The organism is Kitasatospora gansuensis, from assembly GCF_014203705.1.
Lineage (GTDB): Bacteria > Actinomycetota > Actinomycetes > Streptomycetales > Streptomycetaceae > Kitasatospora > Kitasatospora gansuensis.
Genome location: NZ_JACHJR010000001.1, coordinates 4972375 through 4998039 on the forward strand (window position 1 = coordinate 4972375; position 25665 = coordinate 4998039).

The 25665-nt window shown below is 71.6% G+C and carries 23 protein-coding genes; 13 read left to right on the forward strand and 10 right to left on the reverse strand.

Features of this window, described 5'->3' with window-relative positions:
- Nucleotides 1-19 precede the first annotated feature (19 nt).
- A complete protein-coding gene (locus tag F4556_RS22280; protein ID WP_184918859.1) occupies nt 20-1528 on the reverse strand; it encodes a peptide MFS transporter in 1509 nt (502 codons plus the stop codon).
- A 641-nt stretch (nt 1529-2169) separates the two neighbouring features.
- Here F4556_RS22280 and F4556_RS22285 point away from each other — a divergent pair.
- A complete protein-coding gene (locus F4556_RS22285) occupies nt 2170-2844 on the forward strand; it encodes a response regulator transcription factor (RefSeq protein WP_184918861.1) in 675 nt (224 codons plus the stop codon).
- 16 nt (nt 2845-2860) lie between these two features.
- Complete coding sequence (locus F4556_RS22290) at nt 2861-4105, forward strand: sensor histidine kinase (RefSeq protein ID WP_184918863.1); 1245 nt, start codon at nt 2861-2863, stop codon at nt 4103-4105.
- Nucleotides 4106-4117: 12 nt separating this feature from the next.
- Here the strand turns inward: F4556_RS22290 and F4556_RS22295 are convergent, their stop codons facing one another.
- Nucleotides 4118-4633, reverse strand: coding sequence for a GtrA family protein (locus F4556_RS22295; protein ID WP_184918865.1), 516 nt, complete (start codon nt 4631-4633; stop codon nt 4118-4120).
- Between the two features lie 235 nt (nt 4634-4868).
- On the opposite strand from F4556_RS22295, the gene F4556_RS22300 reads away from it, so the two are divergent.
- From F4556_RS22300 to F4556_RS22310, 3 genes are read left to right on the forward strand one after another with little or no spacing between them, the layout of a single operon-like run.
- Nucleotides 4869-5987 carry a 5-(carboxyamino)imidazole ribonucleotide synthase gene (locus F4556_RS22300; protein ID WP_221503671.1) on the forward strand — a complete coding sequence of 373 codons (1119 nt, stop codon included), beginning with the start codon at nt 4869-4871 and terminating at the stop codon, nt 5985-5987.
- Nucleotides 5984-6508: a 5-(carboxyamino)imidazole ribonucleotide mutase gene (purE, locus tag F4556_RS22305; protein WP_184918869.1), complete on the forward strand. Its 525-nt coding sequence runs from the start codon at nt 5984-5986 to the stop codon at nt 6506-6508. Before F4556_RS22300 ends, purE begins: the two co-directional genes overlap by 4 nt.
- Nucleotides 6509-6512: 4 nt before the next feature.
- Nucleotides 6513-7445, forward strand: a complete 933-nt coding sequence (locus F4556_RS22310; protein WP_221503672.1) for a TAXI family TRAP transporter solute-binding subunit — start codon at nt 6513-6515, stop codon at nt 7443-7445.
- On the opposite strand, the gene F4556_RS22315 is transcribed toward F4556_RS22310, so the two are convergent.
- From F4556_RS22315 to F4556_RS22325, 3 genes are read right to left on the reverse strand one after another with little or no spacing between them, the layout of a single operon-like run.
- On the reverse strand, nt 7439-8773 hold the full coding sequence (locus F4556_RS22315) for a sensor histidine kinase (RefSeq protein WP_184918871.1): 1335 nt from the start codon (nt 8771-8773) through the stop codon (nt 7439-7441). The two genes, F4556_RS22310 and F4556_RS22315, sit on opposite strands and share 7 nt — an antisense overlap.
- On the reverse strand, nt 8773-9435 hold the full coding sequence (locus tag F4556_RS22320) for a response regulator transcription factor (RefSeq protein WP_184918873.1): 663 nt from the start codon (nt 9433-9435) through the stop codon (nt 8773-8775). The genes F4556_RS22315 and F4556_RS22320 overlap by 1 nt, the downstream gene beginning before the upstream one ends.
- Nucleotides 9436-9444: 9 nt before the next feature.
- Nucleotides 9445-10746 (reverse strand): MFS transporter, encoded by a 1302-nt coding sequence (locus tag F4556_RS22325; RefSeq protein WP_221503673.1) that lies wholly within the window; start codon nt 10744-10746, stop codon nt 9445-9447.
- Between the two features lie 125 nt (nt 10747-10871).
- Here F4556_RS22325 and F4556_RS22330 point away from each other — a divergent pair, with 125 nt between their 5' ends.
- Together F4556_RS22330 and F4556_RS22335 are read left to right on the forward strand one after the other, a co-directional pair.
- On the forward strand, nt 10872-12047 hold the full coding sequence (locus F4556_RS22330; protein WP_184918877.1) for a dipeptidase: 1176 nt from the start codon (nt 10872-10874) through the stop codon (nt 12045-12047).
- A gap of 34 nt (nt 12048-12081) precedes the next feature.
- Nucleotides 12082-12888, forward strand: a complete 807-nt coding sequence (locus F4556_RS22335; RefSeq protein WP_184918878.1) for a DUF1028 domain-containing protein — start codon at nt 12082-12084, stop codon at nt 12886-12888.
- 83 nt (nt 12889-12971) lie between these two features.
- Here the strand turns inward: F4556_RS22335 and F4556_RS22340 are convergent, their stop codons facing one another.
- Nucleotides 12972-13373 (reverse strand): CoA-binding protein, encoded by a 402-nt coding sequence (locus F4556_RS22340; RefSeq protein WP_184918879.1) that lies wholly within the window; start codon nt 13371-13373, stop codon nt 12972-12974.
- Between the two features lie 29 nt (nt 13374-13402).
- The gene (locus tag F4556_RS22345) at nt 13403-14746 is read right to left on the reverse strand and encodes a UDP-glucose dehydrogenase family protein (RefSeq protein ID WP_184918880.1); all 1344 of its coding nucleotides are present in this window, start codon (nt 14744-14746) and stop codon (nt 13403-13405) included.
- Nucleotides 14747-14902: 156 nt separating this feature from the next.
- On the opposite strand from F4556_RS22345, the gene F4556_RS22350 reads away from it, so the two are divergent.
- On the forward strand, nt 14903-16030 hold the full coding sequence (locus F4556_RS22350) for an LCP family protein (RefSeq protein WP_184918881.1): 1128 nt from the start codon (nt 14903-14905) through the stop codon (nt 16028-16030).
- Between the two features lie 113 nt (nt 16031-16143).
- Nucleotides 16144-17307, forward strand: a complete 1164-nt coding sequence (locus F4556_RS22355; protein WP_184918882.1) for an acyl-CoA dehydrogenase family protein — start codon at nt 16144-16146, stop codon at nt 17305-17307.
- A gap of 2 nt (nt 17308-17309) precedes the next feature.
- Here the strand turns inward: F4556_RS22355 and F4556_RS22360 are convergent, their stop codons facing one another.
- Nucleotides 17310-17783 carry a serine O-acetyltransferase gene (locus F4556_RS22360; protein WP_184918883.1) on the reverse strand — a complete coding sequence of 158 codons (474 nt, stop codon included), beginning with the start codon at nt 17781-17783 and terminating at the stop codon, nt 17310-17312.
- Between the two features lie 151 nt (nt 17784-17934).
- On the opposite strand from F4556_RS22360, the gene F4556_RS22365 reads away from it, so the two are divergent.
- Nucleotides 17935-18531 (forward strand): hypothetical protein, encoded by a 597-nt coding sequence (locus tag F4556_RS22365; RefSeq protein WP_184918884.1) that lies wholly within the window; start codon nt 17935-17937, stop codon nt 18529-18531.
- A 2-nt stretch (nt 18532-18533) separates the two neighbouring features.
- On the opposite strand, the gene F4556_RS22370 is transcribed toward F4556_RS22365, so the two are convergent.
- Together F4556_RS22370 and F4556_RS22375 are read right to left on the reverse strand one after the other, a co-directional pair.
- Entirely contained in the window at nt 18534-19598 is a 1065-nt protein-coding gene (locus F4556_RS22370) for an LCP family protein (RefSeq protein ID WP_184918886.1), read from the reverse strand.
- Between the two features lie 87 nt (nt 19599-19685).
- On the reverse strand, nt 19686-21035 hold the full coding sequence (locus tag F4556_RS22375; protein WP_184918888.1) for an LCP family protein: 1350 nt from the start codon (nt 21033-21035) through the stop codon (nt 19686-19688).
- 322 nt (nt 21036-21357) lie between these two features.
- Here F4556_RS22375 and ssuE point away from each other — a divergent pair, with 322 nt between their 5' ends.
- The 3 genes from ssuE (at nt 21358) to F4556_RS22390 (ending at nt 25603) form a co-directional block, all read left to right on the forward strand.
- Nucleotides 21358-21912, forward strand: coding sequence for an NADPH-dependent FMN reductase (gene ssuE, locus F4556_RS22380; RefSeq protein WP_184918890.1), 555 nt, complete (start codon nt 21358-21360; stop codon nt 21910-21912).
- Nucleotides 21913-22217: 305 nt separating this feature from the next.
- Complete coding sequence (locus tag F4556_RS22385) at nt 22218-23006, forward strand: ABC transporter ATP-binding protein (RefSeq protein ID WP_184918892.1); 789 nt, start codon at nt 22218-22220, stop codon at nt 23004-23006.
- Between the two features lie 17 nt (nt 23007-23023).
- Nucleotides 23024-25603, forward strand: coding sequence for an ABC transporter permease (locus F4556_RS22390; RefSeq protein ID WP_184918894.1), 2580 nt, complete (start codon nt 23024-23026; stop codon nt 25601-25603).
- Nucleotides 25604-25665: the final 62 nt, after the last annotated feature.

A 25665-nucleotide genomic window follows, 5' to 3' on the forward strand; every position in this document is an offset into this window, starting at 1 on the left:
GCTGACGCTTGAGCAGAAGTCAGTGCACGTCGCCCATCAGCTTCACGACCTTCTTCCGGTACATCAGCAGCGCCACCCCGGCCAGCACGGCCAGCAGGCCCTGGGAGGCGAAGTACCAGGTGCTGCCCGTGGAGTCGCCGACCAGCAGCTGGATGATCGAGGCGGTGCAGTCGCCCGCCGTGACGGCGAGGAACCAGATGCCCATCATCTGGCTGGCGTACTTGGCGGGCGCCAGCTTGGTGGTGACGGAGAGTCCGACCGGGGAGAGGGTCAGCTCGCCGACGGTCTGGATGAAGTAGACCAGGGCCAGCCAAAGCGGGGTGACCTTGGCGCCACCGGTGGCGGCGGCCATCGCCAGCATCATCACCAGGAACGAGCCGCCGATCATCAGCAGGCCGAAGGCGAACTTCACCGTGGTGGACGGGTTTCGCCGGCGTCGGTCCAGCCAGATCCAGAGCCAGGCGAAGACCGGGGCCAGCGCCATGATGTAGAGCGGGTTCAGCGACTGGAACCAGCTGCTCGGGAACTCGAAGCCGAACACCGAGAGATCGGTGTTGTCCTTCGCGAACAGGTTCAGCGTCGAGCCGGACTGGTCGTAGATCATCCAGAACACGGCGGCCGCCACGAAGAACCAGACGTACCCGTTCATCTTGGACTTCTCGTCGGCGGTCAGGTCCTTGTCCCGGCGCAGCCGGGCGAAGTAGACCACCGGGATCACGATGCCGGCGATGGAGAGCGGCCAGATCAGCCAGTCGATGCTCAGGCTGCCGGTCAGCGCGACCACCGCGTAGAACACCACGGCGGCGGCCAGCCAGAGGGCGGCCTTGCGGAGCACGGCCCGCTTCTCCTCGGCGCCCATCGGCGCGGCGACCACGCTGCTGCGCTCGCTCAGGTGGCGGCTGCCGAGCAGGTACTGGACCAGGCCGATCGCCATGCCGACGCCGGCCAGCGCGAAGCCGAGGTGCCAGCTGACCTTCTCGCCGACCGTGCCGATCACCAGCGGGGCGACGAAGGCACCGAGATTGATGCCCATGTAGAAGATGGTGAAGCCACCGTCGCGGCGCGGGTCGTTGGGGCCGTCGTAGAGGTGGCCGACCATGGTGGAGATGTTGGCCTTGAGCAGACCGGAGCCGATCGCGATCAGGCCGAGCCCGGCGAAGAAGGTCGCCTCGGGCGGCAGGGCCAGCGCGAAGTGGCCGAGCATGATGATGCCGCCGCCGATCGCGACGGTCTTCCGGGCGCCGAGGAAGCGGTCCGCGATCCAGCCGCCGGGCAGGGCGAGCAGGTAGACCATGGCGTTGTAGACGCTGTAGACGGCGGCCGCCGTGGCGGCCTGCATGCCGAGCCCGCCCTTGGAGACCTCGGCGGCCATGTAGAGCACCAGCAGGGCGCGCATCCCGTAGAAGCTGAACCGCTCCCACATCTCCGTCATGAAGAGGGTGGCGAGTCCGCGGGGGTGCCCGAAGAAGGTGGGGCCGCTGCTGGTCGGGCTCGGCGCGGTGCCGACGTCCAGAGTTGTTGACGCCATGAGTGGGGGTTCCTTGTGGCGGCGGGGGCAGGGACCAGAACACTCTACGTCGCTGTTTCAGTGGCTATCAGGGGACAAGGCCCCATTTAGGCCCAATGCCCGGGCAAAGAGAAACGCCATCGGATGGCATGGATCGATGGTCCCGGTGAAGTACGTCCTTGAAAACGCAGCCGTCGCGACCGAATCTCTCGCCCATCACATGATCAGTCCGAAAATCCCACCCGGGCGCCGAGGGCCCGCCCCGCTCACGCTCTGTGAACTAGTTCACAGCCCCCATCAGCCGCTTGATCCGGCTCGCGGCCAGCCAGATCGCCACCCCGCAGACCGCCGATCAGCACCGCCCGGCGGGCACCCCAGAGCCGGTCGGCGATCCAGCCGCCGGGGCGAGCCCGCGCGGGTGACCGAAGAAGGCGTGCTCGTCCCCCGGCGGCATCCCCGACGCGGAGTACGGCTCCGACTCGTCCCGCAGTACCGCCTCGCCGGCCACCCGTACCTCCCGCGTCCGCTGGCCCTCTGCCGGCCCACGCTACGAGCCGACGGGCCGTCAGGCGCCCCGGCGGTGCCCCGGTTGCGCCGTCCGGGCCGTCCCGGGCGGCCGAAGCCCCTGAACGACGTGTCGCACTCGGACTACCATCTGCCACATGACCTGTGTGCTGCTGGCCGAGGACGACCCGGCGATCTCCGAACCGCTGGCCCGTGCGCTCCGACGGGAGGGCTACGAGGTGCTCGTCCGCGAGGAGGGCCCCGGGGCGCTCGCGGCCGGACTCACCGAGGACGTCGACCTGATCGTGCTCGACCTCGGCCTGCCCGAGATGGACGGTCTCGAGGTGGCCCGCCGGCTCCGCGCCGAGGGCCGGACCTGCCCGGTGCTGGTGCTCACCGCCCGGGCCGACGAGGTGGACACTGTGGTCGGCCTGGACGCCGGGGCGGACGACTACGTCACCAAGCCGTTCCGGCTGGCCGAGCTGCTGGCCCGGGTCCGGGCCCTGCTCCGGCGCGGCAACGTGGACCAGCTGACCACCGGCGCGCACGGCGTGAAGATCGACATCGAGTCGCACCGCGCCTGGCTGGGTGAGGAGGAGCTGACCCTCTCCGCCAAGGAGTTCGAGCTGCTCCGGGTGCTGGTCCGGGACGCCGGCCGGGTGGTCACCCGGGAGGAGATCATGCGGCAGGTCTGGGACACCACCTGGTGGACCTCGACCAAGACCCTGGACATGCACATCTCCTGGCTGCGCAAGAAGCTCGGCGACGACGCGGCCAACCCGCGCTACATCTCCACCGTCCGCGGCGTCGGCTTCCGCTTCGAGAAGAACTGATCAGGGGTCAGCCCGCGTGAAACGCCGGATGATCAACTCGCTGCTCGGCGTGGTCCTGGTGATGGTGGTGGTGTTCTGCGTCCCGATCGCGCTGATCGAGAAGCAGTCCATCGTGAACGCCGCCGACGCCCGGGTGGACGCCCAGGCGGTCCGGGTGCTCGGCCTGGTGGAGAGCCGGCTCGCGGCGCAGGAGCCGATCACCGGGGAGAAGTTCACCGCCCAGCTCCCCGAGGGCGGCTACGTCACCATCGCGGTGCCCGGGCAGCCGGTGCTGGCGATCGGTACCCCGCCGGGGCCGCCGGTGCTGAGCGCCACCGAGTCCGGCGCCGACGGCGAGACGGTCACCGTGGTGCAGTCCCGCGGCGGGGTGGACCACGAGATCGCCAACATGCTGCTGCTGCTCGGCGTGGTCGCGCTGCTCGCGGTCCAGGCGGCGGTGGCGCTCGCGGTCTGGCAGGCCAAGCGGCTGGCCCGGCCGCTGGTCGACCTGGCCGAGACCGCCGAGCGGCTCGGCTCCGGCGACCCGCGGCCCCGGGACCGCCGGTACGGCGTCCCCGAGCTGGACCGGGTGGCCGAGGTGCTGGACGCCAGCGCCGAGCGGATCGCCCGGATGCTCTCCGCCGAGCGCCGGCTCTCCGCCGACGCCTCGCACCAGCTCCGCACCCCGCTCACCGCGCTCTCGATGCGGCTGGAGGAGATCAACACACTGGCGAGCGAGCCGGACACCGTGAAGGAGGAGTCCACCATCGCGCTCCAGCAGGTGGAACGGCTCACCGACGTGGTGCAGCGGCTGCTCACCAACCAGCGCGACCCGCGCAGCCCCACGGCGGTGGTCTTCGAGCTGGACGAGGTGGTCAAGCAGCAGCTGGCCGAGTGGAGCCCGACCATGCGCGGCACCGGCCGCACCCTGCGGGTCGAGGGCCTGCGCGAGGTCCGGGTGCTGGGCACGCCGGGGATGGTGGCCCAGGTGCTGGCCACCCTGATCGAGAACTCGCTGATGCACGGCGCCGGGACGGTCATCGTCCGGGCCAGGCCGTCCGGCCGTTCGGTGGTGGTCGAGGTGCAGGACGAGGGCCCCGGCGTACCGACCGAGCTGGGCAACCGGGTCTTCGAACGGGCCGTCAGCGGCCGCAACTCCACCGGCATCGGCCTCGCGGTGGCCCGGGACCTGGCCGAGGCGGACGGGGCGCGGCTGGAGCTGCTCTCGCTCCAGCCGCCGGTCTTCGCGCTCTTCCTCACCCGGGCGGACGAGGAGAACTGAGACCGGGTCAGCTCACTTGGCGTACTGCGGCTGCAGCGCGGCCTCGGCGGGCGCCGGGACGGTGGCGGGCTCGGCCAGCTCGGGCAGCGCCTTGAAGACCCAGGTGCGGTACGAGAAGAATCGGAAGACCGTACCGGCGGCCAGGCCGACCACGTTCTTGGCGATCAGCTGCTCGGCGTGCGAGGAGTAGCCCAGCACGTGCACCGAGAAGGCCAGGATGCCGTTCTCGATCAGCATGCCGATCCCGCTGAAGATCAGGAAGAGGGTGATCTCGCGCTTGCGGGACGCGGCGTCGCGGTCGGCGTACAGCCAGTACCGGTAGCCGATGTAGTTGGTGCCGATCGCGACCGCAGTGGCGATGAAACCGGCCAGCGAGCCGATCACACCGGGCGTCTGGAGGCAGACCCAGAAGACCCCGGCGTTGACCACCACACCGACCAGACCGATGACCGCGAAGCCGGTCACCTCCCGGGAGAGGCTGCGGAGCTTCTGCGTCAGCGAGGCCTTCGGGCCGGTCGTGCTCGTCATCCGCGGGTCTCCAGTGTGTGCCGACGAAACGTTGCTCGCGTGGGCTGCTTCGCAAGCACATCATCCGACAGTGTGCTTCGGGCCCGGCCATCCAGGCTACTCGCTCCCGTCGGACCCTCCGTCGCGCTCCGTCCGTCCCGCCCCACCGGCGACGGCTGGTGCACCGCCCCCGACCGGCCCGGATATCCTGGGCAGCGTGACTTTCGCGGGCAATGCAAATTTTCCAGTGGTGGGCATGATCGGCGGCGGCCAGCTCGCCCGGATGGCGCACCAGGCGGGCATCCCGCTGGGGATCCGCTTCCGGCTCCTCGCCGACACCCCTCAGGACTCCGCCGCACAGGTGGTCTCCGACGTGGTGCTCGGTGACTACCGGGACCTCGACACCCTGCGCCGCTTCGCGGCCGGGTGCGACGTGATCACCTTCGACCACGAGCACGTGCCGACCGAGCACCTGCGCGCCCTGCAGGCCGACGGCATCGCCGTCCGCCCGGGCCCGGAGGCCCTGGTCAATGCCCAGGACAAGGGTGTGATGCGGGCCAAGCTGGACTCGATCGGCGTGCCCTGCCCCCGGCACCGGCTGGTCGCCGACCCGGCCGACGTGACCGCCTTCGCGAACGAGGGCGACGGCTACCCGGTCGTACTGAAGACGGTGCGCGGCGGCTACGACGGCAAGGGCGTCTGGGTCGTCGACGACGAGACCCAGGCGCAGGCCCCGTTCCTCGCGGGTGTGCCGGTGCTGGCCGAGGAGAAGGTCGACTTCCTCCGTGAGCTGGCCGCCAACGTGGTCCGCTCGCCCAGCGGCCAGGCGGTCGCCTACCCGGTGGTGGAGAGCGTCCAGGAGAACGGCGTCTGCGCCGAGGTCACCGCCCCCGCGCCCGAGCTCGACCCCGCGCTCTCCGACGAGGCCCAGCAGCTGGCCCTGCGGATCGCCGGCGAGCTGGACATCACCGGCCACCTCGCGGTCGAGCTGTTCCAGACCCGGGACGGCCGGATCCTGGTCAACGAGCTGGCCATGCGGCCGCACAACTCCGGCCACTGGACCCAGGACGGCGCCGTCACCTCGCAGTTCGAGAACCACCTGCGGGCCGTCCTCGACCTCCCGCTCGGCGACCCGCGCCCGCGCGCCAAGTGGACCGTGATGGTCAACGTGCTCGGCGGCGACTACCCGGACATGTACCACGCCTTCCTGCACTGCATGGCCCGCGACCCCGGCCTGCGGATCCACATGTACGGGAAGGACGTGAAGCCCGGCCGCAAGGTCGGCCACGTCAACGTCTTCGGGGACGACCTCGAAGACGTCCGCGAGCGCGCCCGTCACGCGGCCGCCTACCTGCGAGGAACGATCACCGAATGACTCAGCCCGTTATCGGCATCGTCATGGGCTCCGACTCCGACTGGCCCGTGATGGAGGCCGCCGCCCAGGCGCTCGACGAGTTCGAGATCCCGTACGAGGTCGACGTGATGTCCGCGCACCGGATGCCGCGCGAGATGATCGCGTACGGCGAGCAGGCGCACACCCGGGGCCTGAAGGCGATCATCGCGGGCGCGGGCGGCGCCGCCCACCTGCCGGGCATGCTCGCCTCGGTCACCCCGCTGCCGGTGATCGGCGTGCCGGTGCCGCTGCGCTACCTGGACGGCATGGACAGCCTGCTGTCGATCGTTCAGATGCCCGCCGGGGTGCCGGTCGCCACCGTCTCGGTCGCCGGGGCCCGCAACGCCGGGCTGCTGGCGGTCCGGATCGTGGCCGCCTTCGACCCCGAGCTGACCGAGAAGATGACCGAGTTCCAGGCCGAGCTGAACAGCCAGGCCACCGAGAAGGGCAAGAAGCTGCGCGCCAAGGTGGCGGGCTCCAGCTCCTTCGGTTTCGGTAAGTAAGACGTTGTTACTGTCACGCCGGGCGGCCCTCGCGCTGGGGGCCGCCGCGGTGCTGACGGGATGTTCGGCGCCCGCGCCGCGCGGGGTGCTGCGGCTGGCGGCCGGCCCCGAGGGCGGGCCGTACCAGACCTTCGGCCGGCGGCTCGCCGAGGAGATCGGGCAGGCCCACCCCGGCCTGACCGTCGAGGTGCTGGCGACGGCCGCGAGCGTGCGCAACCTGCGGCTGATCGGCGAGGGCGGGGCCGAGCTGGGGCTGACCCTGGCCGACAGCGCGGCCGACGCGGTGGCCGGGCGGGGGACCTTCGGCCGGCCGGTCACGGTGACCGCGATCGCCCGGCTGTACCTCAACTACCTGCACCTGGTGGTCCCTTCGGACCGGCCGGTGTCGAGCGTCGGTGAGCTGACCGGACGCAGGTACTCGCTGGGCGCGACCGGATCCGGCACCGCCGTGGTGGCCGAACGGGTGCTGACCGCCGCCGGGTTGAGCACCGCGGGTGCCCAACTGCTCGGCCCGGCCGAGTCGGTGGCGGCGCTGCGGGCCGGGGAACTGGACGCGTTCTTCTGGTCCGGCGGCGTGCCGACCCGGGCGATCACCGAGCTGGCCGAGCGGCTGCCGGTCCGGCTGGTCCCGCTGGCGGCGCAGGCGGCCGCGCTGCGGGTCGCGTACGGGCCGGTGTACGAGAACGTCTCGATCCCGCTCGGCGCCTACCGCCAGCCGGGGCCGACCCCGACCGTCGGCACCCCGAGCTACCTGGTCTGCGCCGCCGGGCTCGACCCGGAGATCGTGCGGGCCGTCACCGAGGTGCTGTTCCGCCGCCGGGACCACCTGCAGACCCCGGACGCGCCGGGCGGGCGGCTGGACGAGCGGTACGCGATCGGCACCGGCACCGTCCCGCTGCACCCGGGCGCGGCCGAGTACTACCGCTCGGTCTACTGAGCGAGCGTCAACTCGACCACCAGGCCCGACGGTTGGTTCGGCAGCAGGGCGAGCGTGCCGCCGCAGCCGCGGGCCAGTTCGACCGCGATGGCGAGCCCCAGGCCGCTGCCGGTGACGTTGCGCTGCTCCGGCGCCCGCCAGAACCGGCCGAGCGCCGCCCGGCGGCCGGTCTCGTCCAGCCCGGGGCCGTCGTCGGCGATCCGCAGCACCCGGCCGGTCAGCGAGACCTCGACCCGGCCACCGGGCGGGACGAACTTCGCCGCGTTGTCGAGCGCGATGTCGGCGATCCGGGCCACGGCGGCGGGCAGCGGCTCCGGGTCCGGCACGTGCACGGTGAGGGTCAGGCCCTTGGCGGCGTACAGCTCCTGCCAGCCCGTCAGCCGGGCGAGCAGCCGGTCGGCCGGCAGGGTCTCCGGCAGCCCGGCGTCGGCCTCCACCCGGGCGAGCGTCAGCAGGTCCTCCAACAGGGCCTCCAGCCGGTCGAGTTCGGCCAGCGCTTGCTGCCACTCGGGGTGTCCCTCGGCGGTCAGGAACGGCTCCAGGTTCTCCAGTCGCAGCGAGAGCACGGTGAGCGGGGTGCGCAGTTCGTGCGAGGCGTCCGCGACGAAGGCGCGCTGGCGTTCCACGGCGACCGAGATGGCGTCCGCCATGGCGTTGAACCGCTCCTCCAGGCGGCGCAGTTCGACCGGGCCGCGTACGGTGCCGATCCGGGCGCCGAGCCGTCCCGCGGCGATCTCCCGGGTGGTGCGGTCGAGTTCGCCGACCGGCCGGAGCACCCAGCCGGTCAGCCTGCGGGCGGCGACCAGCGAGCAGAGCAGCGCCAGTACCGAGCCGACCGCCAGCGCGCCCCAGACCACGGCCACCGAGCGACGGGCCGCCGCAGTGGACACCCGCAGCACCACCACCCCGGACACCTGGTCGTCCCGCCCGGCCGGTTCGGCGACCAGCACCGAGGCCGGGCCGAACGGGGTGAGCAGCGGCAGCCCGTCGGTGGTCCGGCCGGACAGCGCCCGCCCGGCCGCCCCGCCCCCGTCCACCCGGTCCCCGCCGACCGGGGTGCCCGCGATCAACTGCCCGTCCCGGTCCCGGATCTCCACCGCCGTGCCGTACAGCTCCGCGTACCGGGCCACCTCCGCCGCCAGCCCGGACGGGCCGCCCTCGCGCAGCGCCCGGTCGGTGAGCTCGGCGAACCGGGTGGCGTCCGCCCGGCGGGCGAGCAGCAGCTGCCCGGTCCGGTGCGAGGACCAGGCCAGCGCGAGCGGGACCGCCAGCGCCGCCACCAGGCAGCCGATCAGCAGGAGCTGGACCACCAGCAGCCGACGCTGCATCAGCCGGTGCCGAGCCGGTAGCCGGTGGCCCGGAGCGTCTCGACCAGCCGCGGGCGGCCGGTCTTGGAGCGGATACCGGCGATGTGCACGTCCAGCGAGCGGGAGGCCGACAGCTGGACGTCGCCCCAGAGTTCGTCCAGGATCTCCTCCCGGCCGCGCACCACGCCGGGCTCGCGGGCGAGCACGGCCAGCACGTCGAACTCCCGGCGGGTGAGCGCGACCGGCTCCCCGGCCACGGTGACCCGCCGGGTCTCCAGGTCGATCCGGACGTCGCCGATCTGCGCCACCCGGCCGGTCACCGCCAGCGGCCGGGTGCCGCGCCGGACCACGGCGGCCATCCTGGCGGCCAGTTCGGCGGTCCGGAACGGCTTGGCCAGGTAGTCGTCGGCGCCCGAGCGCAGGCCGCGCAGGATGTCCCGCTCCTCGGTCCTGGCGGTCAGCACGATCACCGGCACGCTGGACACCCGGCGCAGTCGGCGCAGCAGTTCGAGCCCGTCCAGGTCGGGCAGGCCCAGATCGAGCAGCACGAACTCGCAGGTGTCCTTCAGCCGGAACGCGTCGTCCGCCCGCCCGGCCCGGACCACCTGGTGGCCGTGCCGGGCGAGCGCCGGGACCAGGGCGGCGGCAAGACGGTCGTCGTCCTCGACCAGAAGCACGCGCATGCGCCCACCCTAGGCGGGGACCGCCGCCTTGGTGGCCGGTCGGCTGCCCTCGGTGAGCTCGTTGTCCCTGGTCTCACGCATCGTCAGGTAGACCACCAGGGAGACCGCCGCCAGCGCGGAGACGTACCAGTAGTAGCCCGACTCGACGCCCGCGTCCTTGAACCAGAGCGCCACGTACTCGGCCGTGCCGCCGAACAGCGCGTTGGCCAGCGCGTACGGCAGCGCCACCCCGAGCGCCCGGATCTGGGTCGGGAACAGCTCGGCCTTCACCACGGCGTTGATCGAGGTGTAGCCGGTGACGATGACCAGCGCGGTCACCGCGAGCAGCAGCGCCCCGCCGAAGCTGCCGGTGTGCGAGAGCGTGGTCATCAGCGGCACCGTGCCGAAGGTGGCGCCGACCCCGAAGGTGATCAGCAGTGGTCGGCGGCCGATCCGGTCGGAGAGCGAACCGGCCAGCGGCTGCAGCAGCATGAAGACGGTCAGCGCGCAGAAGCTGACCAAGGCGGCGTCGTTCTTGCTCAGCCCGACGGTGTTGGAGAGGTACTTGGTCAGGTAGGTGGTGTAGGTGTAGTACGCCACCGTGCCGCCCATGGTCAGCGCCATCACCAGGGCGAACTCCCGCTTGTGCGCCAGCAGTCGGCGCAGCGTGCCGCGTTCGGTCTCCGTGCCCTCGAGCTCCGTGTACGCCTCGGTCTCCACCAGGTTGCGCCGCAGCCAGAACACCACCGCCGCGCCGAGCGCCCCCGCGACGAACGGGATCCGCCAGCCGTACGAGTGCAGGTCGGCCGTGGTCATGGTGTGCTGGAGCACGATCTGCAGCCCCAGGCCGAGCAGTTGACCGAAGGTCATCGAGACGTACTGGAAGCTGGAGACGAAGCCGCGGCGGCCGGGGGTGGACGCCTCGGTCAGGTAGGTGGCGCTGGCCGCGTACTCGCCGCCGACCGACAGGCCCTGCAGCAGCCGGGCGATCAGCAGCACCACGGCGCCCGCGTAGCCGACCTGCTCGTACGTCGGGGCGATCGCGATCAGCAGGGCGCTGACCGACATCAGCGACACGGTCAGGGTCAGCGCCGCCTTCCGGCCGCGCCGGTCCGCGTACCGGCCGAGCAGCCAGCCGCCGACCGGGCGCATGAAGAAGCCGACCGCGAAGATGCCCGCGGTGTTGAGGAGTTGGGCGGTCGGATTGCCGTGCGGGAAGAACGCCGAGGCGAAGTAGGTGGCGAAGCTGGCGTAGACGAACCAGTCGTACCACTCGACCAGATTGCCGACCGAGCCGCCGATCACGGCCTTCCAGGGTGTCGCTGACTTCATGGGGTCGCTCCCGGGTGGGTGGAGGGTTCCGCTGTGCCTCGCAGCGTCCATCAGGGTGAGCGGACCGGCCCAGAGCGTCGGCAGAGAACTAACCTCCGGTTAACAGAGGCGGTAGAACTGAAGGTATGACTACCGAACTGCTGGCCCGAGCTCGTGAGCTTCTCCGAACCGCACCCGTGGTGGACGGTCACAACGACCTGCCGTGGGCGATGCGTGCCCAGGTGGGGTACGACCTCGACGCCGTGGACCTGACGACCGATCAGCGATCCCGGCTGCACACCGACTTCGGCCGGCTCCGGGAAGGCGGGGTCGGCGCGCAGTTCTGGTCGGTGTACGTGCGCTCCGACTACGCGGGCGACCAGGCCGTCAGCGCCACCCTGGAGCAGATCGACTTCGTCCGGACGCTGACCGAGCGCTACCCGGACCACCTGCGGCTCGCGCTCACCGCCGAGGACATGGAGACGGCGCGGCGCGAGGGCCGGATCGCCTCGCTGATGGGCGCCGAGGGCGGACACTCGATCAACTCCTCGATGGCCACCCTGCGCGTGCTCCACGAGCTCGGCGTCCGCTATCTGACGCTCACCCACAACGACAACGTGCCGTGGGCCGACTCGGCCACCGACAAGCCCGAGCACGGCGGCCTGACCGAGTTCGGCGAGGAGGTGGTGCGGGAGATGAACCGGCTCGGCATGCTGGTCGACCTCTCGCACGTCTCCGCCGACACCATGCGGGACGCCCTGCGGGTCACCGAGGCGCCGGTGATCTTCTCGCACTCCTCGGCCCGGGGGGTCTGCGACCACCCGCGCAACATCCCCGACGACGTGCTGGCCCAGCTGGCCGCCAACGGGGGCGTCGCGATGGTCACCTTCGTGCCCAAGTTCATCCTGCCCGCCGCGATCGAGTGGACCGTCGACGCCGATCAGAACATGCGGGCGCACGGCTTCCACCCGTTGGAGACCACCCCCGAGGCGATGGCCGTGCAGCACGCCTTCGAGGCCGCCCACCCCCGCCCGGTCGCCACCGTGGCCACCGTCGCCGACCACCTCGACCACATGCGGCAGCTGGCCGGGATCGACCACCTCGGCATCGGCGGCGACTTCGACGGCACCGCCTTCACCCCGGCCGGCCTGGACGACGTCGCCGGCTACCCGCACCTGATCGCCGAACTGCTCGGCCGGGGCTGGTCGGAGACCGACCTGGCGAAGCTCACCTGGCACAACGCGGTCCGGGTGCTGCGGCACGCGGAGGCGGTGGCCCGCGACCTGCGGGCCGTCCGGCGGCCCTCGATCGCCACTCTCTAGGCATGGCCACGACGAGCGGCTATCGTCCCTGCGCGTGACCTTTTCCGTAGTGGCCCGTTCGGGCAGCGCCGTCGGTGTCGCGGTGGCCAGCAAGTTCCTCGCCGCAGGCGCGGTCGTCCCGGCCGCCGAGGCGGAGGTCGGCGCGCTGGCCACCCAGGCGATGGCCAACTTCGCCTACCGGCCGCAGGGCCTCACCCTGCTCCGCACCGGCGTCGCCCCCGCCGACGTGGTGGCCGGCCTGACCGCCGCCGACCCGGGCCGGGCGGACCGTCAGCTCGGCGTGGTCGGCTGCTCCGGCGACGGCGCGACCTACACCGGGGCGGACTGCCTGGACTGGGCGGGCGGCGTCGCGGGCCCCGGCTACGCGATCCAGGGCAACATCCTGACCGGGCCCGAGGTGGTCGAGGCGATGGAGTCCGCCTGGCTGGGCGGAGCCGAACTCCCGTTCGCAGAGCGGCTGGTGGCCACGTTGGCGGCCGGTGACGCAGCGGGCGGCGACAGCCGGGGCCGGCAGAGCGCCGCCCTGTACATAGCCGACCGGGGCGCCGGCTACGGCGGCCTCAGCGACACCGCGTACGACCTCCGGGTGGACGACCACCCCGACCCGGTCACCGAGCTCGCCCGCCTGCTGGCCGGCCACGAGATCCTCTTCGGCACCCCCGACCCGGCCACCCTGCTCGCCCTCACCGGCACCCTGGCCACCGAGGTCGCCGCCCTCCTCACGGCCGTCGGCCACCCCACCCTGGACCGCTGGGCCGGCGTGGAGAACCTGGAGGGGCGCCTCGTCCCGGGGTTCATCGACCCCCTGGTCCTGGAGCACCTGCGCACGAAGGCCCAGTAGATGCGAAAGTGCCCGACCAGTTACGTACGTTGAACGCTCCTGAGGTCGGCGTCGCAGTTCCCCGAGCCCCTGGTGGTCGCTCCTCAGAGGCGCGGCAGCTCGATCGCCGGGCAGCGGTCCATGACCATGTCCAGGCCGGCCGCCGTGGTGCGGGCGTACGCCTCCTGGTCGATCACGTCGAGCTGGAACCAGACCGCCTTGGCCCCCTTGGCGACCGCCTGGTCGGCGACCGCCCCGGCCAGCGCCGAGTTCACGAAGACGTCCACCACGTCCACCGCGAACGGGATGTCCGCGAGCGTGGCGTAGCCCGGTTCGCCGAGCACCGTCTCGGCCTTGGGGTGCACGGGCACGACCCGCTTGCCGGCCCGCTGCAGCACCCGGGCCACCCCGTACGCGGCCCGGGCGGTGTTGTTGGACAGCCCGACCACCGCCCAGGTGTCGCCGCTGTCCTGGAGGATCTTCCGCACCGTCGTGTCGTCGCTCATACCGGCTGCAACTCCGCGCCGGACAGCGGCTATTCCACCGTCGGGCGGCCCATCGCGCGGTAGCTCCAGCCGGCCGCGCGCCACTTGGCGTCGTCCAGGATGTTCCGTCCGTCCAGGATCCGGCGTTCGGCGACCACGGTGCCCAGGACGGCCGGGTCGAGGTCGCGGAACTCCTGCCACTCGGTCAGGTGCAGGACGACGTGGGCGCCCTCGGCCGCCTCCAGGGGGGAGTCGGCGTAGGTGAGGCCGGGGAACATCTTGCGGGCGTTGTCCATCGCCTTGGGGTCGTAGACCGAGACCTGGGCGCCCTGGAGCTGGATCTGTGCGGCGACGTTGAGTGCGGGGGAGTCCCGGATGTCGTCCGAGTTGGGCTTGAACGCGGCGCCGAGCACGGCGACCCGGCGGCCGAGGAAGCCGCCGCCGCACTGCTCGCGGGCGAGTTCGACCATTCGGGAGCGGCGGCGCATGTTGATCGAGTCGACCTCGCGCAGGAAGGTCAGCGCCTGGTCGGCGCCCAGTTCGCCGGCCCGGGCCATGAAGGCCCGGATGTCCTTGGGGAGGCAGCCGCCGCCGAAGCCGACGCCGGCGTTGAGGAACTTGCCGCCGATCCGCTCGTCGAAGGAGAGCGCCTTGCTGAGCTGGACCACGTCCGCGCCCGCGCTCTCGCAGACCTCGGCCATCGCGTTGATGAAGGAGATCTTGGTGGCCAGGAAGGAGTTGGCCGCGGCCTTGACCAGCTCCGCGGTGGCGAAGTCGGTCACCACGAACGGCACGCCTTCGGCGACCGGGGTCGCGTACACCTCGCGGAGCAGCGCCTCGGCCCGCTCGCTGCGGACCCCGACCACCAGCCGGTCGGGGTGCAGGGTGTCGCCGACGGCGAAGCCCTCGCGGAGGAACTCCGGGTTCCAGGCCAGCTCGGCGGCCGCGCCGACCGGGGCCAGCTCGGCCAGCCTGACGGCCAGTCGGTTGGCGCTGCCGACCGGCACGGTGGACTTGCCGACCACCAGGGTGGGGCGCTTGAGGTGCGGGGCGAGCGAGTCCAGCGCGGCGTCGACATAGGACATGTCGGCGGCGAACTCACCCTTCTTCTGCGGGGTGTTGGTGCAGAGGAAGTGCACGTCGCCGAAGTCGGCGACCTCCTCGTACGAGGTGGTGAAGCGCAGCCGGCCGGAGGAGCCGGGGTGCCCGGGCACGTGCTTGACCAGCAGTTCGGCCAGCCCGGGCTCGTACATCGGGATCTTCCCGGCGGCCAGGGTGGCGATCTTCTCCGGGTCGATGTCCAGGCCGAGCACCTCGAAACCGAGCTCCGCCATGCAGGCGGCGTGCGTCGCGCCGAGGTATCCGGTGCCGATCACCGTGATGCGGAGGGTCACGCGCTTCCCCTTTGGGTCGGTCTGCTCGGGTCGGGCAGTGACCGATGCTATCCGGCGGGGACCCTGCCGCGTAGCCGTCCGCCGAGAGGTAACGACTTCACCCTCCTCCTGCCGGTTCCGGCCCGGCGCGCTCCGGTCCGACCGGACAATGCCCGCATGAGCACCGAGGACGGGGCGGACTCCGCCGGACTGAGCATCTTCGCCGACCGGTCCGAGCAGGCCGGTCAGACCGAGGAGACCGCGGCGCCCGAGGCTCCGCCCAGGCCCCGGCGGCGCGGCCGCCGGCTGCTGCTGGCCGTCCTGCTGACGGTGCTGCTGATCACCGGCGGCTGCGCGGGAGCGGTGTACTGGACGGCCGAGCACTACGCCTCCTCGGTGGCCCGGATCCCGGGCGCGCTGCCCAGCCTCGCCGAGTCGGAGCGCCCCAAGCCGCTCTCCAACGCCGGCGTCACCTTCCTGCTGGTCGGCCTGGACGCCAGGACCGACCCGGGCGCACCCGCCAAGGCCCCGGTCTGGAAGGCGGGGGCGGCCCGCAGCGACACCATGATGCTGCTGCACCTCTCGGCGGACCGGAAGAACGCCTCGGTGATCTCGCTGGCCCGGGACACCTGGGTGGACGTCCCCGGCCACGGCAAGGCCAAGCTCAACGCGGCGTACTCGCTGGGCGGCCCGGCCCTGATGGTGCGCACCATTCAGGACCTCACGGGCATCCCGATCGACCACCTCGCGGTGGTGGACTGGAACGGCTTCCGGTCCCTGACCGACGCGGTCGGCGGGGTGGACATCACCATCCCCAAGGAGATCGAGGGCAAGGGCGAGGCCAGGCACTGGGCGGCCGGCACCCAGCACATGGACGGCGCGACCGCGCTGCTCTACGTCCGCGAGCGGTACGGCCTGCCCAACGGCGACCTGGACCGGACGAAGCGTCAGCAGAACTTCCTGCGCGCCCTGATGCAGCAGACCCTGACCTCCGGCACCCTGGGCAACCCCGGCAAGCTGACCGGTCTGCTCGGCTCGGTCGGCGAGGTGGTCAGCGTGGACGACAAGCTGAGCAACTCCGACCTGTACGACCTGGCCTGGAGCCTGCGCGGGTTGCGGGGTGACGGCGTGCGGTTCATGAACGCGCCGTTCGGCGGCTTCGGTGACGAGGGCGGCCAGTCGGTGGTCTACCTCGACCAGCGGGTGGCCAAGCAGCTCTGGGAGGCGGTCCGCAACGACCAGGTGCTGGAGTACCTGGCCCAGCACCCCGGCACCGGCGACACGCTGGAGGAGAACGTCCGCTGAGGCGGTGTCACTCCGGTGTCACGCATGTCACGTACGGGGTAGGCAGGGCGCGAGCCTAGAATTACGCTTACTTAACGGTAACTAACGTGGTCCGAATTCAAGGGGCGAGGCACATGGCGGGCAACTCCGGGGCGGATTTCGATCTCTTCCGGCTTTCCGAGGAGCACGAGATGCTCCGGGAGGCGGTGCGGTCGCTGGCGGAGGCGAAGATCGCCCCGTTCGCGGCGGAGGTGGACGAGCAGGGCCGGTTCCCGCAGGAGGCGCTGGACGCGTTGCAGGCCAATGAGCTGCACGCGGTGCACGTGCCGGAGGAGTACGGCGGTGCGGGTGCGGACGCGCTGGCGACGGTGATCGTGATCGAGGAGATCGCGCGGGTGTGCGCTTCGTCCTCGCTGATCCCGGCGGTCAACAAGCTGGGTTCGCTGCCGGTGCAGCTGTCGGGCTCGGAGGAGCTGAAGGCGAAGTACCTGGGTGCGCTGGCCCGGGGCGAGGGCATGTTCTCGTACTGCCTCTCGGAGCCGGACGCGGGTTCGGACGCGGCGGGGATGAAGACCCGCGCGGTGCGCGACGGCGACTTCTGGGTCCTCAACGGCGTGAAGCGCTGGATCACCAACGCGGGTGTCTCGGAGTTCTACACGGTGCTCGCCGTGACCGACCCGGAGCTGCGCACGAAGGGCATCTCGGCGTTCGTGGTGGAGAAGGGCGACGCGGGTGTGTCGTTCGGCGCGCCGGAGAAGAAGCTCGGGATCAAGGGCTCGCCGACCCGCGAGGTCTACTTCGACAACGTGCGGATCCCGGCGGACCGGATGATCGGCGCCGAGGGCACCGGTTTCGCGACCGCGATGAAGACCCTGGACCACACCCGGGTGACCATCGCGGCGCAGGCGGTGGGCATCGCGCAGGGCGCGCTGGACTACGCCAAGGGCTACGTGCGGGAGCGCAAGCAGTTCGGCAAGCCGATCGGTGACTTCCAGGGCGTGCAGTTCATGCTGGCCGACATGGCGATGAAGCTGGAGGCCGCCCGGCAGCTCACCTACGCGGCCGCCGCGAAGTCCCAGCGGGTCGACGCCGACCTGACGTTCTTCGGCGCGGCCGCCAAGTGCTTCGCCTCGGACGCCGCGATGGAGATCACCGTCGACGCCGTCCAGCTGCTCGGCGGTTACGGGTACACCCGTGACTACCCGCTGGAGCGGATGATGCGCGACGCCAAGATCACCCAGATCTACGAGGGCACCAACCAGATCCAGCGGATCGTGATGTCCCGCAACCTCCCGTAGCGTCAGCTGCCGTACAGGGCCCCGTCGGTGTGACCGGCGGGGCCCTCGCGCATGCCGATCCGGCGGGCGGGGACGCCGGCCCAGATCTCGTTCGGTCCGGTGGAGCCGGTGAGGACGGCGTTGGCGCCGATGATGCTGCCCGCGCCGACGGTGAGGATGCCGCTCTTGCAGACGATCTTGGCGCCCGCGCAGACCAGCACGCCGTCCTCCAGGACGATCCGGCGCATCGCGCTGCGCTGCTGCGGCACCCAGGGGTCGGCCCGGCCGATGGTGACGCCGTTGTAGAGGGTGACGTCCGCGCCGAGGGTGGTGTACGGGTGCAGCACGGTGCCGAAGCCGCGGTGGAAGACCCGCAGTCCGGGGCCGATCTCGGCGGCGGCCGGCACCTCCATCCCGTACAGCGCGAGGGCCTCCTGCACCAGGCGCCCGAACAGGCGGCTGCGGCGGCGGTAGATCAGAGCGGTCACCAGCGACATGGAGCACATTGTGACGGCTCCGGTACTGACGGTGGGTCAGCGGCGCGAAATTGTCCCGGTGCTGTCACAGGCGGGGGCGGGCGGTAACCGGGACGGCCGGCCGATCCGTATGCAGCGTTGACCTTGTCTTTTCGTACCGGGGGAACCTGCCATGAACGCTCGCCGCCTGCCCGTCGCCGTCGCCGTCCTCGCCACCGCCGTGCTGGCCCTGACCGCCTGCGGGCCGAAGGACCCGGCGCCCGCCTCCGGGCCCTCGCTGACCGCCACGGCCACGCCCGCCGCCACCGTCACGCCCACGGCCGGCGCGTCGGCCGGTGCCTCGGTCAAGCCGACCGCGGCTTCGAAGACCTCGCCCAAAGCGAGTGGCACCAAGGCGGCGGACTGCACGGCCAACGCGGCCCAGGTCGGCCGGGTGATCGAGGCCGCCGAGGTCGGGTACGCCACCCACGTCTGGATGAAGGCCAAGGAGACCAAGTTCGTCTGCGGCCCGGATGTCCCGGGGGAGAGCTACTTCGCCGCGACCGGGGCGGTGAAGGTCTTCGAGTTCAGCAACGACGTCAAGACCTACGTCCTCGCCGACCTGAAGGAGAAGCAGCTCCCGCTGAACGACTTCATGGCCCGGGCGGAGGCCTGCCTGACCAACGCGGCTTCGGTGAAGCTGCCGTACGGCTGCTACGGCAACCAGTTCGCCATCACGGTGGACCCGGCCGGCAAGATCAGCGCGATCCACCAGATGTACCGCGCCTGAGCTCAGGACGGGGCGGGCACCGGCCGGTCGTTCTGGATCTGCTCGAACAGCTCCTTGGAGGCGTTCGGGGCCCAGAGGATCGAGGACCCGGCCGGGGTCCGGTAGTCCTCGTCGGCGATCGGCACCGTGACGGTCCGGCCGCCGGCGCCCGCCACCTTGTCCATCTGCAGTCCGAACTGCGCCAGCGTCCAGAGCGAGCTGGCCTGATCCACCGTCAGGGCGCCGAGGGCGGCGCTCAGGAACGGGTACAGGACGAACGGGTTGAGCAGGGTGGACGGGCTGAGCACCTCCTTGGCCAGCGCCTGCAGGAACGCCTGCTGGTTGCCGATCCGGCTCAGGTCGGAGTTGGGCAGCGAGTACCGGGTGCGGACCAGCGCGAGGGCCTGGGTGCCGTTCAGGGTCTGGCAGCCGGCCGGCAGGTCGGCGCCGGACTTCGAGTCGACCACCGGCTGGTCCAGGCACATGGACACGCCGCCGAGCGAGTCCACGATGCTCACGATGCCGGTGAAGCCGACCTCGACGTAGTGGTCGATCCGGATGCCGGTGTTCTGCTCGACGGTCTGCACCAGCAGCTGTGGGCCACCCTGGGCGAAGGCCGCGTTGATCTTGTTCTTGCCGTGGCCGGGGATCGCCACGTAGCTGTCGCGCGGGATGCTCATCAGCACCGGGCCGTTGTCGCCCCGGTGCAGCACCATGATGGTGTCGGTGTTGATCCCCGACTCGCCGCCGACGTGCAGGTCCCGCTCCTGCTGCTCGGTCAGCCCGGCCCGGCTGTCCGAGCCGACCAGCAGCCAGTTGGTCCCGGGGCCGTCACCCGGGCGGCCGGACCAGTCGGCGATCGCGTCCACGTGCCGGATCTTCGCGTCGGCCCAGACGTAGCTGCCGACCGCCGTACCGACCAGGGCCAGCACCAGCAGTCCGACCGTCCAGCGGGTGACCCGCCACCAGTTCCGGCGCCGCCCGGGCGGCTTGACGGCCGGGCCCCCGCGCGGGTCCAGCGAGGGCGGCAGCGGGGGTTCGGAGCCGTACGTCCCCGGAGTGCCGCCGGACCGGCCAGTGCTGCTCATGCTTCCAGGGTGGGCGAGCGGCGCCCGGACGGCCGTTCCGTGTGGGCCGTCCGGGTGAGGCGGACTGACGACAGGTCAGATCTGACGTCACTTCACGTCCGGCACCGCGCTGTCGCTCTTGAAGGCGTCGAAGACCTGCTTGGCCTTGGTGGCGTCCCACTTCACCGCGGACTCGCCGGTGGAGGTGCGGAAGTCGGGGTTGGCGATCGGCACGGTCATCGACTTCCCCTCGCCGCCGGAGACCGAGCGCATCGCCAGGAAGAGCGAGCCGAGGTCGCCGAGGCCGGCGTCGTCGTCCACGATCAGGGTGCCCAGGCCGGAGCTGACCATCGGGTAGAAGGTGAACGGGTTCAGCAGGGTGCCCGGCGAGGCGGCCTGGCCGGCCAGCGCGGAGAGGAACTTCTGCTGGTTGCGCATCCGGCCCAGGTCCTGGTCGGCCATCTGGTGCCGCTGCCGGACGAAGGCCAGCGACTCCTTGCCGCTCAGCGACTGGCAGCCCGCCTTGAGGTTGAGCCCCGAGTCCTTGTCGGCGATCGCCTTGTCGATGCACATGTCCACGCCGCCGACCGAGTCCACGATCCCGACGAAGCCGGCGAAGCCGATCTCGGCGTAGTGGTCGATCCGGAGGCCGGTGTTGTGCTCGACGGTCTGCACCAGCAGCTTGCCGCCGCCGGTGTTGAAGGCCGCGTTGATCTTCGAGGTGGTGGCCGGGACGGCCTTGCCGCTCCCGTTGGTGTTGGGGTGCGCCGGGATCTGCACCCAGGAGTCGCGCGGGATGCTCATCAGGGTGTTCCCGTTGTCCCCGATGTGCAGCAGCATCATCGAGTCGCTGCGCTTGCCCACCGCGGAGCCGGTGTGCAGCGCGTCCTCGTCGGCATCGGACAGACCCTGCCGGCTGTCCGAACCGACGATCAGCCAGTTGGTGCCCTTCCCGGCCGGCGGTCTGCCGTCGTACGAGGCCAGCACGTTCTCGTGGTTGAGCTGGGAGTCGGCCCAGAAGTAGGTGCCGACGGCGGTCACCATCAGCGCGGCCAGCGTGCCGTAGATGCCGTACTTGATCTTCCGGCTGCGCGGCCATCGCGCATTGGCCGGCCGCGGCGCGGCGGGCGGGCGCGGCGGGCCGGACGGCCCGGCCGGTGCCGGCGGGCCGGGCGGTATCGGGGTGCCGGGGGTGCGCGACGGGGCGCCCGGGCCACGCGGGTTGAGCTCCGGCGGCAGGGCCGGACCGGCCTGCGGGGGCACGGGCTGGGCGACCGGAGCCGCCTGCGACGGCACGGCCGGGCGGTGCGGCGCCGGCGCACCAGGACCGCGCGGGTTCAGCCCGGGCGGCAGCGGGGGCTCGTCCCGGTACGGGTTGGGCCCGCCCTCCGAGCCGTACGACCCGTACGCGCCGCCGCCACTGCCGCCGCTCGGGCGGCCCTCCTGCCACGTGTTCATGTGGGAGAGGATGCCCGAAACCGCGGCCGAGCACCGCAGTGGGGTCTCCCACCAGGGCCCTTGTAGCAGAGTTGATGCACGTCCCGGACCGGTCGGCCGTATGTTCACGAGCTGGAACGAACCTTGACCCGTTCGAACGCCGCGTGGTCCCATGACGGCTATGGAGCAGCAACGGATTCTCACGCGGAGGCGGCACGTCGACCTGCTGCGCGTGTCCTGCTCCCTCTGTAGTGGCTGACCGCTCGCCACCTTCGTTTCCTCCCTCTTCTCGCGCACCGTCGCGCGGTCAGCCCTGCCCGCTTCCACTTTTCTGGGGTGCCTCATGGCCACCGTCCTGTCCGTCTCCGGCTCGCCCTCCGCCACCTCCCGCACCACCCGCCTGCTGCGTCACGTCGATGCCCGGCTGACCGGGCACGGCCACCGGGTGATCCCGCTGGAGGTGCGCAGCCTGCCGCCCGCCGCGCTGCTCTCCGCCGACACCAGTGACCCCCAACTCGCCCGCGCCATCGAGCTGTTCGCCGAGGCGGACGGTGTGGTGATCGGCACCCCGGTCTACAAGGCCGCGTACTCGGGACTGCTGAAGACCCTGCTGGACGTGCTGCCGCAGTACGCGCTCACCGGGAAGACGGTGCTGCCGCTGGCCACCGGCGGCTCGACCGCGCACGTGCTCGCGGTGGACTACGCGCTGCGGCCGGTGCTCTCCTCGATGGGGGCCGGGCACATCACCCAGGGCTGGTTCGTGCTGGACCGCCACATCGGCACTCGGGAGGACGGCTCGACGCTGATCGAGCGGGAGACCGAGGCGCTGCTCACGCCGGTGGTGGACGCCTTCGCGACCGCGCTGGTCCGGCAGGCCGAGCCGGCCCTGGTCGGCTGAGCTCCGGGCCGGCTCCGGGCCGATCGTCCGGCCGATCCTCGGCCGACCCCTGAGGCGGGCGGCGGGAACCCCTAGGGGGAGGGGGCCCGCAGCCCGTACATCGGTCGATGGTCGGCTTCCTCCCGGCGGATGACGATCCGTCCGGACGGCGCTCCTAACGTGGTTCTTACCTCGCCACTCCACTCAGCACCACCTGGAGGGTGGGGGCAGCCCCAGGGTGAAGACGGCAGACCGCACCATGTCCGAGGACGGGTGCGCTGCGAAATCCTGAGGCCGACGGGTGGACCACAATCGAGGAGACTCCAGTGACGACGGCAGCCAGCGCCGTGCAGGACCAGCAGCTTTCCGCCGGCCCCGAGGCCCCGGCCGCGGCCGCGCGGCAGGTGACCAAGGCGTACGGCGCGGGGGAGACCCGGGTCACCGCCCTCGATGCGGTGGACGTGGACATCCACCGTGGCCGGTTCACCGCGATCATGGGCCCCTCGGGCTCGGGCAAGTCCACCCTGATGCACTGCCTGGCGGGCCTGGACACGGTCTCCGAGGGCCGGATCTGGATCGGTGACACCGAGATCACCGGTCTGAAGGACCGTCAGCTCACCAAGCTGCGCCGGGACAAGATCGGCTTCATCTTCCAGTCCTTCAACCTGCTCCCCACGCTGAACGCGCTGGAGAACATCACGCTCCCGATGGACATCGCCGGCCGCAAGCCGGACGCCGCCTGGCTGGACACCGTGGTCTCCACCGTCGGCCTCGCCGACCGCCTCAAGCACCGGCCGACCCAGCTCTCCGGCGGCCAGCAGCAGCGCGTCGCGGTGGCCCGGGCGCTGGCCGCCCGTCCCGAGATCATCTTCGGCGACGAGCCCACCGGTAACCTCGACTCCCGCTCCGGCGCCGAGGTGCTCACCTTCCTGCGCCGCTCGGTCGACGAGCTGGGCCAGACCATCGTGATGGTCACCCACGACCCGGTCGCCGCCTCGTACGCCGACCGCGTGCTGTTCCTGGCGGACGGCCGCCTGGTGGACGAGATGCACGCCCCGACCGCCGATTCCGTCCTCGAGCGCATGCGTCGCTTCGACGGCAAGCGCACCAGCTGAGACGGGGTCAGAAACCGATGTTGCTCAAGACTTCGCTACGGAGCTTCTTCGCCCACAAGGGGCGGATGGCGCTCTCGCTCATCGCTGTGGTCCTCTCGGTCGCGTTCGTGTCCGGCACCCTGGTGTTCTCGAACACGGCGACCGCCACCTTCGACAAGCTGTTCGCCACCACCGCCTCCGACATCTCGGTCCGGCAGGCCGTCCCGGACGCCGCCGCCGACGCCGATGACGAGCAGGACGGCGGCCGCGGCAAGCCCCGCACCGTCCCGGTCGCCACCGAGCAGAAGATCGCCGCCCTGCCGGGCGTGAAGTCGGCGCGCGGTGAGGTCTCGGTCCAGAACGCGGTGCTGACCAACCCGCTCACCAACAAGGCGGTCGGCCCGACCTCCGGCGCCCCGACCATCACCGGCTCCTGGCACGACAACCAGAACATGCTGAAGATCACCTCCGGCAAGGCACCGGCCGGCGGCGGCCAGATCGTGCTGGACGCCGACACGGCCAAGAAGGCCGGCCTGGGGATCGACAGCAAGCTGCGGGTGATCACCGCCGCCGGTGACCGCGTCTTCACCATCTCCGGCATCGCCACCTTCCAGACCACCAACCCCGGCGCGGCGCTGGCCTTCCTGGACTTGCCGACCGCCCAGGAGCATCTGCTGGGCACGACCGCGCTCAGCACGGTCGAGGTGACCGGCGACGGCTCGAAGAGCAACGACGAGCTGAAGGCCGCCGCCCTGGCCACCCTCGGCGACGGGTACAAGGTGCTCACCGCCGCGGAGCAGAAGGCCGAGGGCAAGGCCGACATGGGCTTCCTCGACTACATGAAGTACGCGATGCTCGGCTTCGCCGGCATCTCGCTGCTGGTCGGCGGCTTCCTGATCATCAACACCTTCTCGATGCTGGTCGCCCAGCGCACCCGGGAGATCGGCCTGCTCCGGGCCATCGGCGGCAGCCGCAGCCAGGTCAACCGCTCGGTGCTGATCGAGGCCCTGATCCTCGGCGTGCTCGGCTCGACCCTCGGCCTGCTGGCCGGGATCGGCCTGGCCATCGGCCTGATCCAGCTGATGAAGGCGACCGGGATGAACCTGTCCTCCGCCGACCTGGAGATCGGCGCCAGCGTGCCGATCGCCTCGTACGCGGTGGGCGTGGTGATCACCGTGCTGGCCGCCTGGATCCCGGCCCGCCGAGCCTCCCGGATCTCGCCGATGGCCGCCCTGCGCGACCACGGCACGCCCAGCGAGGCCAAGGCCAACCGCATCCGGGCCGCGATCGGGGTGCTGCTCACGGCCGGCGGCGCGGCCCTGCTGGCCGCTGCGGCGGCCGCCTCGACCGCCTCGGCCGGTGGTCAACTGCTGGGCCTGGGCGTGGTGTTGAGCCTGGTCGGCCTGGTGGTGCTCGGCCCGCTGCTGTCCACCGCCGTGGTCCGGGTGCTCGGGGCGGTGCTGCCCGCGCTGTTCGGCCCGTCCGGCAAGCTGGCGCAGCGCAACGCCACCCGCAACCCGCGCCGTACCGGTGCCACCGCCGCGGCGCTGATGATCGGCCTGGCGCTGGTCACCGGAGCCTCGGTGGTCACCTCCTCGATGGTCTCCTCGGCCAACGACCAGATCGACCAGTCCGTGGGCGCCGACTACGTGGTCGCGTCCAGGACGAACGCCGATCTCACCCCCGCGATGGTGACGGCTGCTCAGGGCGCCCAGGGCCTCAAGCACCTGACGCTGCAGAAGAGCATCCCGGTGGCGTTCACCACCTCCGACGGCAAGCGCACCAAGGAGCACCTGGCGGCCGCCACGAAGACCTTCGTCGAGGACTTCAAGATCCCGGCGGAGTCCGGTTCGGCGGAGCAGGCCTTCGCGGTCGGTGGCGTGGCGGTCGGCAGCGAGTTCGCCAAGGAGCACGGCCTGAAGACCGGCGACCGGATCACGGCCGACTACGGCCAGGGCCACACCCAGGAGCTCACGGTCGGGCTGATCATCAAGGCCGGCAGCGACATGTTCAACGGGACGTTCGCCAACCTCGACACGGTCGCCAAGGCCATCCCGGCGGCGGACCTGCCAGCCGACAAGGCGATGTTCGCCAAGATCGTCGACGGGGCCGATCCGGCGAAGACGCTGGCCGCGCTGGAGGACTCCCTCAAGGCGTACCCGCAGCTCACCGTCACCGACAAGGCGGGCTACAAGGAGATCATCCAGAGCCAGGTCAACACCCTGCTCTACATGGTCTACGGCCTGCTCGGCCTGGCGATCGTGGTCGCCGTCCTGGGCGTCGTCAACACCCTCGCCCTCTCGGTGGTCGAGCGGACCAGGGAGATCGGTCTGCTCCGCGCGATCGGCCTGTCCCGCCGTCAGCTCCGCCGGATGATCCGCCTGGAGTCCGTGGTGATCGCCATCTTCGGCGCCCTCCTCGGCACCGGCCTCGGCCTCGCCTGGGGCGTCACCTCCCAGCAGGTGCTGGCGGGCTCGGGGATCAGCCTGCTGACCATCCCGGTCGGCACCATCGTGGCCATCCTGTTCGCCTCCGCCGTGGTCGGCCTGCTGGCCGCCCTGCTCCCGGCCTTCCGGGCCGGCCGGATGAACGTCCTGGCGGCCATCGCCACGGACTGACGCACCACCGGCAGGACACGACGGAGGGGCCGCCCACGGGGGAGCGGCCCCTCCGTCGCTGC